Origin of the sequence: Metabacillus hrfriensis, from assembly GCF_030127205.1 — a bacterium.
Classification (GTDB): Bacteria; Bacillota; Bacilli; order Bacillales; family Bacillaceae; genus Bacillus_P; species Bacillus_P dongyingensis.
Genome location: NZ_CP126116.1, coordinates 1,732,643 through 1,745,489 on the forward strand (window position 1 = coordinate 1,732,643; position 12,847 = coordinate 1,745,489).

General features: G+C 38.9%; 10 protein-coding genes. All 10 read left to right on the forward strand.

The genetic code is table 11. The annotated features are described in order from the left end of the window. Positions 1-29 precede the first annotated feature (29 nt). The 10 genes from pbp4b to QLQ22_RS08605 all read left to right on the forward strand — a co-directional run bounded on the left by pbp4b (position 30) and on the right by QLQ22_RS08605 (position 12,834). Entirely contained in the window at positions 30-1,388 is a 1,359-nt protein-coding gene (gene pbp4b / locus QLQ22_RS08560) for a penicillin binding protein PBP4B (protein ID WP_223441238.1), read from the forward strand. A gap of 18 nt (positions 1,389-1,406) precedes the next feature. Beyond that, entirely contained in the window at positions 1,407-3,326 is a 1,920-nt protein-coding gene (locus QLQ22_RS08565; protein WP_223441242.1) for a glycoside hydrolase family 3 protein, read from the forward strand. Between the two features lie 58 nt (positions 3,327-3,384). Continuing rightward, complete coding sequence (locus QLQ22_RS08570) at positions 3,385-4,593, forward strand: exo-beta-N-acetylmuramidase NamZ family protein (RefSeq protein ID WP_338037035.1); 1,209 nt, start codon at positions 3,385-3,387, stop codon at positions 4,591-4,593. Between the two features lie 369 nt (positions 4,594-4,962). Continuing rightward, the gene (locus QLQ22_RS08575) at positions 4,963-5,913 is read left to right on the forward strand and encodes a carbohydrate ABC transporter permease (RefSeq protein WP_223441245.1); all 951 of its coding nucleotides are present in this window, start codon (positions 4,963-4,965) and stop codon (positions 5,911-5,913) included. Further along, on the forward strand, positions 5,910-6,752 hold the full coding sequence (locus QLQ22_RS08580; RefSeq protein ID WP_420828837.1) for a carbohydrate ABC transporter permease: 843 nt from the start codon (positions 5,910-5,912) through the stop codon (positions 6,750-6,752). The genes QLQ22_RS08575 and QLQ22_RS08580 overlap by 4 nt, the downstream gene beginning before the upstream one ends. A 77-nt stretch (positions 6,753-6,829) precedes the next feature. Then, on the forward strand, positions 6,830-8,590 hold the full coding sequence (locus tag QLQ22_RS08585; protein ID WP_284016449.1) for a cache domain-containing sensor histidine kinase: 1,761 nt from the start codon (positions 6,830-6,832) through the stop codon (positions 8,588-8,590). Next, on the forward strand, positions 8,565-10,163 hold the full coding sequence (locus tag QLQ22_RS08590; protein ID WP_252208493.1) for a response regulator transcription factor: 1,599 nt from the start codon (positions 8,565-8,567) through the stop codon (positions 10,161-10,163). The genes QLQ22_RS08585 and QLQ22_RS08590 overlap by 26 nt, the downstream gene beginning before the upstream one ends. Positions 10,164-10,309: 146 nt before the next feature. After that, positions 10,310-11,605, forward strand: coding sequence for an ABC transporter substrate-binding protein (locus QLQ22_RS08595; protein ID WP_223441255.1), 1,296 nt, complete (start codon positions 10,310-10,312; stop codon positions 11,603-11,605). Positions 11,606-11,678: 73 nt separating this feature from the next. Next, positions 11,679-12,197: a type 2 periplasmic-binding domain-containing protein gene (locus QLQ22_RS08600; RefSeq protein WP_284016452.1), complete on the forward strand. Its 519-nt coding sequence runs from the start codon at positions 11,679-11,681 to the stop codon at positions 12,195-12,197. Between the two features lie 16 nt (positions 12,198-12,213). Then, positions 12,214-12,834 carry a YesL family protein gene (locus QLQ22_RS08605; RefSeq protein WP_223441260.1) on the forward strand — a complete coding sequence of 207 codons (621 nt, stop codon included), beginning with the start codon at positions 12,214-12,216 and terminating at the stop codon, positions 12,832-12,834. The last annotated feature ends 13 nt before the right edge of the window (positions 12,835-12,847 follow it).

Genomic DNA, 12,847 nt, shown 5'->3' on the forward strand with positions numbered 1-12,847 from the left:
TTAAAATACGATTTCAAAGGGGAAACATAATGAAAAAATGGACAAGCTGTGCACTAACTTCTGTTCTGGCCATCTCATTACTTGCACCTTCTGCTTCTTTTGCAGAGCCAAATGAAAAAGCGTCGCCTCAAGCACATGTTCAGTATCCTGTATTAACAAAGGCAAAAAAGCCGGAGGAAGTCGGATTTTCCTCTGAGAAGCTTGAAAAAGTCGATCAGCTGATTGAAAAAGAAGTAGCTGCAGGGTTTCCGGGAGCGGCACTGATTGTCATAAAAGACGGGAAAATTGTGAAAAATGAGAGCTATGGCTATAAACAGAAATTTGACGGACATACACCGCTTAAGAAGTTTTTGAAAATGGAAAACGACACCCTGTTTGATCTTGCGTCCAATACGAAAATGTATGCGGCAAATTTTGCCCTTCAGAAGCTTGCGAGTGAGGGAAAGCTTGATATACATGCAAGAGTTCAGGAGTACATACCTGAATTTAAAGACTCAGAAGCAGATGTGATTAAAGGGAAAGATACGATGCGGATCATTGATGTGCTTCACCACACTGCCGGTTTCAAACCAGACCCGCAGTACCACAATCCTAATGTGTCGAAAGAGCTTTATTCCCAGGAACGAGAAAAAACGATTGAAAACATCAATAAAACTCCGCTTACATATGAGCCTGGGACACAAAATGTCTACAGTGACGTTGACTATATGCTGCTTGGAACCATTGTGGAAAAAATTACAGGCCAAAAGCTTGATGAATATGTAGAAAACGAATTGTACAAGCCGCTTAATTTAAAAGATACGGTGTTTAATCCGCTGCAAAAAGGCTTCAAGCCTAAGGAGATTGCGGCTACTGAGCTATTAGGCAACACGCGTGACGGTGTGATTAATTTCCCGAACATCCGCACTTATACGCTTCAAGGGGAAGTGCATGATGAAAAAGCGTTCTATTCAATGGAGGGTGTTTCCGGTCATGCAGGCTTATTCTCTACAACCAGTGATCTCGCTGTTCTTCTGCAGGTGATGCTGAACGGCGGCGGCTACGGAAATGAAAAATTGTTTGATGAAGAAACGATTGAAGAATTCGTTGCCCCATCTGAAAAGAATGCGACTTATGGTCTCGGCTGGAGATTAAACGGCAATGACAGCATGGACTGGATGTTCAGCAAATATGCAAGCAACAGTGCTTACGGACATACAGGATGGACAGGTACTGTGACAATTATTGACCCTGAACAGGATTTGGGAATCGTCCTGCTCACGAATAAAAAGCATTCGCCGCTCGTGAATCCTGCTGCTAACTCCAATCAATTTTTCGGAGATCTTTTCACAACAGGAAGTTATGGAAGTGTTGTAACAGCTGTTTACGAAGCTTTAGAATCTAATTAATAAAAAGGGGATGGGAACATGTTTAAAAAGAAATGGGCAGCAGCCGCTTTGGCTGCAGTGCTTTCAGTTTCCGCTTTAGCCGGCATCAAACCTGCTGAAGCGTCAGCTGAAGCAGATGTAAAAGCCATTGTTGAAGGTATGACGGTTGAAGAAAAAGTGGGTCAAATGCTTATGCCGGATTTCCGCAACTGGCAAAAACAAGGGGAAAGTAAAGCTGCTGGCTTTACAGTTATGAATGATGAAGTAGGAAGCATCATTCAGAAATATCATTTAGGCGGCGTCATTCTATTTGCTGAAAACGTCGTGGGAACGGAGCAAACAGCCCGCTTGACAGATGGTCTGCAAAAAGCGAGCCCTGAACTTCCGCTTTTTATTACCATTGATCAAGAAGGCGGAATCGTAACACGCCTTCAAACCGGAACGAACCTGCCCGGCAATATGGCTCTCGGTGCAGCAAGAAGTGAAAAGTATGCCTATCAGACTGGCGAAATCATTGGAAAAGAATTATCGTCACTTGGCGTCAATGTAAACTTCGGTCCATCTGTAGATGTAAACAACAACCCTGGAAATCCTGTAATCGGAGTACGCTCATACAGCTCAAACCCTGAGCTTGTTTCTAAGCTAGGTATCCAAACCATTAAAGGACTCCAAAGCCAAAACATGGCTGCAACAACAAAGCATTTCCCGGGACATGGCGATACGGCTACTGACAGCCATTACGGTCTTCCGCTAGTTACACATGACAAGGAAAGATTGCGTTCTGTGGAACTTGTGCCTTTCCAGAAAGCGATTGATGAAGGCGTGGATATGGTCATGACAGCCCACGTACAATTCCCTGCATTTGATGATACAACGTATATCAGCAAAAAAGACGGCCAGGAAATTTTGGTTCCAGCCACTCTTTCCAAAAAAGTGCTGACAGGCTTGCTCCGCGAGGAAATGGGCTTTGAAGGTGTCATCGTCACAGATGCGCTGAACATGAAAGCTATCGCTGACAACTTTGGCCAGGAAGAAGCCGTTGTTTTAGCTTTAAAATCAGGTGTGGATATTGCGTTAATGCCTGCACAGGTCAACTCGCTTGAAATGGAAAAGAATTTAGCCTCTGTATTTAACGCAGTAAAAGAGGCCATTGAAACAGGTGACCTTCCGATTGAACAGGTAAATGCTTCAGTTGAGAGAATCCTTGAACTTAAAGTCAAACGCGGTATTTTAACTCCTGATCACACGCCGATCGACGAAAAAGTTGAAAATGCTCTGAACGTTGTTGGAAATCAGGATCATTTGAATAAAGAAAAGAAAATGGCGGAGGATGCTGTAACTCTTTTGAAAAATGAAGACAAAACCCTTCCTTTCAAACCAAAGAAAAATGATAAAATCCTTGTGCTCGCTCCTTTTGCTGATCAAGTAGAAGCGATGACAAGAAGCATAAAAGAATTAAAGGGCAAGAAGAAAAATGTTGAAGTGACAGGCTATGCCTTCTCAAATAAATCATTTAATGATGAAGTAGCTGCGATGATTGATGAAGCGGACTATGTAATTACCGGCTCTTATGTTGTTAAAAATGATCCTGCTGTAAATGATGGCGTAATCGATGACAGTGTTCAGGACTCCAGTAAATGGGCAACGGCTTTCCCGAGAGCGGTTATGAAAGATGCAGAAGCCAAGAAAAAAGAATTTGTATTAATGAGTTTGCGCAACCCTTATGATGCAGCGAATTTTGAAGAAGCTAAAGCTGTGCTTGCGGTTTATGGATTTAAAGGCTATTCAAATGGAGCTTACAGACAGCCGAATATTCCGGCGGGCATTAAAACGATCTTTGGCGAATCAAAGCCAAAAGGTAAATTGCCTGTAGATATTCCATCCGTTACTCAACCAGATGAAATTCTTTATCCGTTTGGCCATGGACTCGATATTCGTTCAGGCAAGCAGCTTAAATAATCCGATTTGAAAGGGAGAGGTTTCATTGAAACGAATTCTTGTGCTGATAACGATTCTGATGCTTGCGCTAAGTGCTTTGCCTGCAGCAAAAGATGTTGCTGCCCATAAGGAAAAGAAAAAGAATAAAGTTACTCCTGGCGTTGAGGTCCTTTTAGATGATCAAAAAGAGCTCTTGAAAGGCAAAAAAGTCGGCTTAATTACGAATCCGACAGGCATTGACTCAAAACTGAACAGCATTGTGGACTTGCTGCACAATGATCCGGATATTGAACTGACAGCCTTATTCGGTCCGGAGCATGGGGTGCGCGGGGATGCTCAAGCTGGATCTTACGTCGAATTCTATATTGATGAAAAAACTGGCTTGCCTGTCTACAGCCTTTATGGACAGACAAAAAAACCAACACCTGAAATGCTTGAAAATGTTGAAGTCCTTCTTTTTGATATCCAGGATGTAGGAACCCGGCACTATACGTACATTTATACAATGGCTTATGCCATGGAAGCGGCAAAAGAGAATAACATTCCGATTGTCGTGCTTGACCGTCCGAATCCGCAAGGCGGACTTTCAGTTGACGGACCCGTTCTGGAGCCTGAGGCCGCATCTTTTATCGGGCTTTATCCAATTCCAACAAAGCATGGAATGACAATAGGCGAGCTTGCCAATTTCTTTAATGAAGAGTTTGAAATTGGAGCAGACCTGACAGTTGTCAAAATGAAAGGGTGGAAGCGCTCCATGGATTACGACGACACTGGACTTCCATTTGTCCTGCCGTCTCCTAACATGCCAACTGTTTCAACAACAATTGTTTACCCGGCAACTGGTCTAATTGAAGGAACAAACATGTCGGAAGGACGCGGAACAACCAAGCCGTTTGAACTAATCGGAGCACCATATATCAACAGCACAGACCTTGCAGCAGAACTGAACTCCCTCAGTCTTCCAGGCGTGAAATTCAGAGCTGCATCCTTTACACCGACATTCTCAAAACATGCCGGGAAACTTAGTCATGGCGTAGAGATTTATGTAACTGACCGCGAAGAATTTGATGCAATTCCAACAGGTCTTCACATCATCAAAACGATTCATGACATGTATCCAAATGACTTCCAATTTCTATCTAACAACTTCTTCGATAAATTGATCGGAAACGACTGGGTCAGACCAATGATCCTTGAAGGAGCATCCGTAGCTGAAATTATGAATGAATACCAGGTTGAGCAGGATGAATTTAAAAAGGTTCGAAAAGAGTATTTGATTTATAAGTAATAGGTTATCAAAGGATGAAATCATGCCGATTTCATCCTTTTTTTTATTTGAAAGCTGCCATCAGTTCCTGCAGTCAGCCGGCTCTGTTTAATAGCTGGAAATTCGGCAGAATGTACAAATAAATACAAGGATAGCGGATTACAAAGATCATCACTTGATAAGACAAAAAATTAAAAAATAGATTGTAACTTCTGTTTCATCTAGATAGAATTAATCAATAAATTGGTTTAGTAGAGATGAAGAACATTCAATCAAACACTGAACAACTGCGAAAGTTTATTGATTTTTTATAATATTTTGTGCATTTGTATCATTTATCCTCATTTAATCCTCGCCTATACTTAAAAAAAGAAGATAAAAGGAGGATTTATGAAACCGATAAATGAAAGCGTAATCACAAATGTTATCAATCAACCTAAAGTACGTGTAAAAAGACAGAAAAAGTGGGATGCGCCATTAACGGGCTACTTGTTTATATCACCTTGGCTTCTTGGACTTTTTTTGCTTACTCTCTATCCGATGCTTCAGTCGCTGTATTTTTCTTTTACAGATTATTCATTGCTCGAAGCCCCAAATTGGGTCGGAATAGAAAATTATCAGAAGATATTTTTAGAGGATAAACTTTTCTATAAATCGTTATCCATTACTCTATTTTTTGTCATTCTGTCAGTACCTCTCAAACTAATAACTGCACTTCTTATGGCCATGTTTTTAAACCAGAAGCTAAAAGGAATCTCTATTTATAGAACGCTTGTCTATTTGCCGTCTTTGATTGGTACAAGTGTAGCAGTAGCCATCCTTTGGAGCAATATCTTTGGTTCAGACGGTATTGTAAATGGAGCTCTTTCGTTATTCGGAATATCTGGGCGCAGCTGGATTGGCAGTCCTGATACTGCACTTGGTACATTAATTTTGCTGGTTGTTTGGCAATTTGGTTCTTCAATGGTTATTTTCCTGGCAGGATTAAAACAGATCTCACCTGAATTATATGAAGCTTCGGCTGTTGATGGAGCAACAAAAATCAGGCAGTTCTTCCTTATTACTCTTCCAATGCTTTCACCAGTCATTTTGTTTAATCTCGTGCTTCAAACCATCGGTTCATTTCAAATGTTTACACAGGCGTTTGTGATTACAAAAGGCGGTCCTATTCAATCTACCTATATGTTTGCCCTTTACTTATACGAAAGAGCCTTTGCCAGATTTGAAATGGGATATGCTTCAGCACTGGCCTGGATTCTTCTGGTTATTATTGGAATCGTCACTGCCCTTATTTTTATTTCCTCCCGCTATTGGGTATTTTACGAATCGGAGAAAGGATGAGATTGATGAAAAAGAAATGGGTTTCTCATATCACTCTTTTGCTTGTATGTCTTTTTATGATCTATCCGATCGTATGGTGGTTCGGTGCTGCCTTTAAATCAAATGAAGAAATTGATTCCATTCATTTCTTTCCGATAAACCCGACATTCTCAAATTTTATTGATGGCTGGTATGCCATCCCTGGGTTTACCTTCACTCAATTCTATTTGAATACATTTGAATTAATTGCAGGCGTATTATTTACTACATTAATTTCATGCAGTCTTGTTGCTTTTGCTTTTGCCCGTCTTGATTTTCCATTGAAGAAATTTTGGTTTTCAATTGTTTTGGTCACGTTAATGCTGCCGAGTCAGATTACGCTGGTTCCCCAATATGATATGTTTAACGCTTTCGGATGGGTCAATACATACTTGCCGTTCATCGTGCCCCATACGCTGGCCGGTGGAATAGGGGGATCCTTTTTCATCTTTTTACTGGTTCAGTTTATAAGGGGAATTCCAAAAGAATTGGATGAGGCTGCAAAAATAGACGGCTGCTCGTGGTTTGGCATTTATTTTAGAATCATATTGCCTCTCATGAAGCCGCCTCTAGTTACAGTTGCCATTTACTGCTTCTTATGGAATTGGGACGATTTTTTAGGACAGCTGATCTATATCAACTCGGTTGATAAATATACTGTCGGCCTGGCACTCAAAATGTTTGTTGACACCAATACATCCGTACCCTGGGGTCAGTTATTTGCAATGTCGCTTCTATCCGTTGTACCTGCAATCCTTATCTTCTTCTTTGCCCAGAGGCATATCGTAGACGGGGTAGCTACATCTGGTTTAAAAGGATGAAGTCATAGGTTTAAAATGAGGCTGTTTAAACAGCCTTTTTGCCATTTTATCCATACATTAAAAGAGGGAGTCCCTACATGAAAAGTCCATTTAAACGCTATCCCATTCGAAATGTATTCTTTCTTGCTTTTGCAGGATTTGTTACGCTCCTTTTAGTTACGATCGTGATTGTCAGCTATCAAGTATCTATTTCACAAATGCAAAATAATACCTCGCATTATCAGCAGAAGCTATTAAGAGAAATGAATGAACAAATCAGTATTCAAAAAAAAGCAATCGAACAAGTTTCCTTGGCCATGACGAGAAACAGTGATTTACAGGAATATCTCCAAGGAAAAAAAGATAATTATTCTTCTTACAAAAGCATTTCGAGCATCAATGCTTCATTTTTTGATCTTGTTTTTAGTATGCCTATGATTGATTCGATTCATCTGTATTTAAAAGACCCTCCTTTAAGAGATCAAGAAGGTCCTATCCGTTATTATTCCATTGATCAATACAGCCGGACCGGCTGGCTGAACCGCCTTGATCATGCTGATTTTTCATGGCTTGAAAAACATAGAATTCAATCTCCGCAAGGGACAATATCCGTCATCAGTTTTGCAAGGAAAGTATATTCATTAAATGGAAAGGCAGAAGGCGTATTAGTAGTGAACATCAAATCGTCCAGTTTTGGAAAAATGCTCGAAGATGAAAATGGAAAAGTGAATCGCATTTTGGTTGACTCCTCACAGCTGCCCATTGCTTCCATTGGCAAAATCGACATTGAGGATGCCCTCGGCACAATTGGCGATATTGAAAAGAATGAAGACGCTGACCTTAATTCGGATGGGTTTATGCGTTATGAAGATAAGTTTGTAGTGTGGTCAAAACTATTTAATAATGATTGGCTTTTAGTAGAAATAACTCCTTGGAAGGAAATCGCAAAAAACAGTTTAGAACTGGCAGGCATTCTTTTTCTGATAGGATTAATCGCTATCCTGCTTGTTGTTCTGTTAACGTTTTATCTAACAAAACAATTTACGAAACCGTTTAAAGCCCTCCTTGAAAACATGGATGAATTTTCGATAAGTGAAAAAGAGCTTCAGCTGCCAAACGACTATCAAAATGAATTTGGCACATTATTTACAGGATATAAAAAAATGATCCTGAGGATAAAGAAGTTATACGAAGATCTCGAAGTGGAGTTCAACGAGAAAAGAAGGGCAGAAGTTGCTGCTCTTCAAGCTAATATCAACCCGCACTTTTTATATAATACTCTCGATCAATTGAATTGGATGGCTATTGCAGAAGGACAGGTGCAAATAAGCCGCGTTCTTGAACTAATGGGAAAGATGTTTCGGGTGGGTTTATCTAATGGTGAAAATTTCATCCATTTAAAAGATGAATTAATTCATCTGGAATCCTATCTTCAAATTCAGCAAATTCGCTTAGATCATCGTTTTGATTATCGGATTGATATTCCCGACTCATTCCTTCAATGTTATATCCCAAAGATGACGCTGCAGCCATTTGTTGAAAATGCTCTTATACATGGTCTTCATAATAAAGATTTAGGATTCATTATTATTAAAGTTTACGAGGTTCAAAATAATTTACTGATAACTATCAAGGATAATGGAGCTGGTCTTAAAAAGAATCATCCTATTAAAAAAGTAAACACAGGCGGATATGGGATAAGAAATGTCAGAGACAGGCTGTTTGCTTATTTTGGGCCATCATATACTGTTACGCTCTATGGCGAGGAGAATATTGGCACGACAGCTTTAATTAAAATTCCAAAACAAGTGATCTTAGGGGATGGTGATAGCAATGTGGAGAGTCGTAATTGTGGATGATGACCGCCATGTATTAGCTGGAATGAGAAAAGCAATACCCTGGGAAACAATCGGAGCAGTATGCGTCGGGGAAGGTACAGATGGGGCTTCAGGCTATGATGTAATTATGAAGACGAGACCGGATATCGTTATGACAGATATCTATATGCCTGTAATGACAGGTCTTGAAATGCTTCAGAGGCTGAGAGAACACGATTTTAACGGAAAAGCCATTATATTGAGCGGCTATGCAGACTTTGAATATGCCAGAAAAGCATTGCAATTGGATGTACATGATTATTTATCAAAGCCTGTTACGATTCAAACAATCACTGAAGTCTTGCAAGGAGTGATAACTCAGCTTGAAAAAGACTCGTTAGCTAAAAAGCAGCAAAGAGAGACAAAAGATACTCTTGAATATTATCAGTCTATGCTGCTTAATTCATGGCTGAAATCTGTTGTCATCGGATTACAAGATCAGCAATTTACACTCTTAAACAATGAGAAATTAAAAGTGACAAACTTAAAGCACATCGTACTTTGCATACAAATGGAAAAGTCTCCGGGCCTACAATCGAATCCTGCATGGCCGAAATTTATAAAGTCATTTAATGAAAGGAAATTATCTTTTCCCCATTTTGTGAATGCAGAATGGATTGAGCTTGATTACCATGATTCTGCTATTTTCCTTTCGTTCAGTGACGAAATTGCCTCAGAGACAGTCATTTGTGACACGCTGAAACTTGCAAAGCTGATTTTAGAGGATGTTCGTCAAATCCTGACTATCCCTTTTCAAATGGGGGCAGGCAGTATAAAAGATGATTGGCAGCATATTTCGATTTCGACAAAAGAGGCATTAAGTGCTTTATCAAAGGCTTCCCCATATGAAATTGTACAATATGAAAAGCTGATAAACGGAGAACCTGACAAAAAAATAGATTTCCATCGTCCAGTGCCGTTTTACCGTGAATTAGCAGAGGCGTTTAAAATTTACCATAAAGAACATGGTTTGAAAGTAATCGATCAATTTGTAAAAGAGTGTGAAGAAAACAATCGTTATTTACCCTCTCATCTTAAATTAATTTGCAAAGAATTATGGGCAGTTCTTACATATTCTCTTTATGAGAACGGATTAAATATTGATGAACTATCTGAAGGGAAACGCATTTATCATTGTATTGACTATATAACTGGCTTAAAGCCCTTCAGTGTTTGGTTAAAAGATGCGCTGACTGCAGTTTGTGAGCATCAAAAACTTAATGAGAAAGAAAATATTCGGCATAAGCAGGCGGTCGAATATATGATGCAGTATGTTCAAGAGCACTACAGCAAAAACATAACACTTCAAGATCTATCTGAACAAATTTATATTTCCAGAAACTATTTAAGCCAAATCTTCAAAAAAGCAACAGGTCTCTCTTTTAATCATTATGTAAATAAAATAAGAATGGAAAAAGCGAAAAATCTAATATTAGAAGGCAAATTGTTAATCTATGAAGTTGCTGAAGAGGTCGGATATAAAAATACGCCTTACTTTAGTTCCCTATTTAAAAAATACACAGGATTAAACCCGACCGATTTATTAAAACAATAATATGACATTGCTTTTATAGCAATCTTCTTAATTCCTTGTTCAAAATTGAAAGTTATTGTGCATCTGTCTTATATAAACCGACTATGTAAGCGCTTTATAATAAAAGAAATCAGTTATTATTTTCTTTAATTCGAGGGGGAATCAGAATGAACAGGAAAGTAAGAAAGCTGCTGCTATTAATCATTGCATCTCTATTAGCAATCAGTGTATCTGCATGCAGTGCACAATCTTCTAACGGTCAAGATTCATCCGGGAAAAAATCTGAAAAAACAAAGCTCAGGATTGTTTGGTGGGGATCTCAAGAAAGACATGATGCAACATTAAAGGTTATCGAGCTTTATAAAGAAAAGAATCCCGATGTTTCTTTTGAAACCGAATTCTCTGGATGGGATGGATATTGGGACAAGCTGGCAACTCAATCAGCAGCAAAAAATGCACCTGATATTATTCAGATGGATGCACAATATTTACAGGAATATGCTTCTAGAAATCAGCTCGCAGATTTAACGGATGGAATAGTAACAAAGGATATCGATGAAAATCTGTTAAATTCAGGTGAATATGAAGATCAATTGAAGGCAATTCCGCTTGGAAATAATGCATATGGCATGATTTATAATAAGGCAGCTCTCGAGAAATTAGGAATTGAGGCGCCAAAGGCCGGCTGGACATGGGATGAGTTTTTTGAACTTGCTGAACAAATCCAGCCAAAATTGGAAAAGGGAAAATATGTTGTCAGAGATTTTTCTTACGATGCAGGCGTTTATGAGATGTACCAATTAAGCAAGGGAAAAGGACATCTGACAACAGAAGATGGAAAATTCAATATCGACAAAGAAACTTGGATGCAGTGGATCAACATTTTCAAAGACTTGCGTAAAAAAGGTGTTGTGACTCCTGCCGAGGTAGCTGTATCTGAGCAAGAATATGACCCTAAAAGGGATTTGCTTTTAAATGGCACGATATTGTTCAAACAGGGCTTCGCAGCACAATTTCCGAGCTTTGACAGTGTGATTCCGGGCAATTTTGCACTCCTCAAGGCCCCAAGAGATAAGGAAGCTGGAGGATACTTAAAGCCATCTATGTTCTGGTCTGTCAGTGAACACTCATCTCAAAAAGATGAGGCGAAAAAGTTTATTGATTTCTTTATTAACGATCCAGAGGCAACCGCCATTCTGGGTAATACAAGAGGACTTCCAGTATCAAGCATCGTCTTGGACGAATTAAATTCAAGTTTTACAGACTCTGATAAAGCTCAATTAAATATGATCAATGAAACTGCCCCGGATGCGCAGCCATTTAACGGCGGCCCTAAAGGGTGGGGGAACTATATACAAAATGATTATACGCAAGTAGGGGAAGAATTGATTTTCGAAAAGATTTCTCCAGAAGAGGCATACGAAGAAATAAAGGCTAAGTTTGCAGAAACCGTTAATAATTAATTGCTGCTGGTGTCCCCACGGAAAAAAATCCTTGGGACACTGTTCATTCTCAGTCTTTAAAAGGAGGCATGATATGACAAGATACCTCTTTTTAAAATCTTTATTAATCCTTGTACTATTAACTGGATGTGAGAAATCAACACCTGAAGTAAATGTATTGATTTTTTCTAAAATATCACCCATACATGAAGCTGCTATTGAAGCTGAGCTATTAATAATGACAAAACACAGGCATAAAATTAACGTGAAACTATACCCTTCATCACGAGAAAAACTGGCAGTGATGCTCTCTAAGAGAGAAGGAGATGTTTTCATTTCCACTCACGAACATCTATCACAGCTATTAAACAAAAATGGATTGAAGCCTTTGGATCAATTAATTCATTCAAGAAATGATATAGAAGATTTCTATCCATTCATGACAAAAAATCAGAACGGTGAAAGGCACTTATATGGGTTGCCAATAAACAAACATATAAACCTGTTTGAGAAAAATGAGATTCCAGTAAATGAACCATTGGTCGCCATTCTTCCTACTTTCAGCAAAAAGCAAGCGGAAGGAGAGGAAATACTTAAGCTATTCTTAGATTGATAAGGAGTTTAGAAATATGAACAATCAAAATTTGCGCGAAACCCTTTATCACTTATCCGATTGGATCATGCGTTTAATTTACCTTAATTTATTGTGGATAGCCTTTACCCTTCTTGGCCTTGTTCTTTTTGGCTGGGCGCCGGCTTCAATTGCAGCTCAAACCATACTTAGAAAATGGATGATCAGTGAACAGCCATTTAATACTCTTCAATTTTTCTGGAAGACTTATAGAAAAGAATTTATGAATAGTCAAAAAGCAAATGGATTTATTCTATTTACTGGAAGCTTATTGATCATTGATCTTGCCTTTTTTATGTCTGGCCATACACATCTTTTTATCTTGGGAAGATTTTTCACAGCGCAATTGATTGTGGTATTTATAGTGATTTGCCTATATAGCTTTTCATTTTATACGCATTTTCAAATGAGCTATTTTGTTGTAATTAAAACATCTATCAAACTTGCTATTAAACATCCTTTAAATACGATTTTGACTTTACTTGGATTGCTGTCTTTATGCTGTGTGCTGTATCTAGTGCCAGGTTTAATTGCTTTGTGTGGAAGCAGTGTTCTGGGACTTTGGTGTATGTATAGATCAATGCGTGTTCTTAATCAGTCCCAGGCTGTTCAAAATTGAGATAAAATCCAAG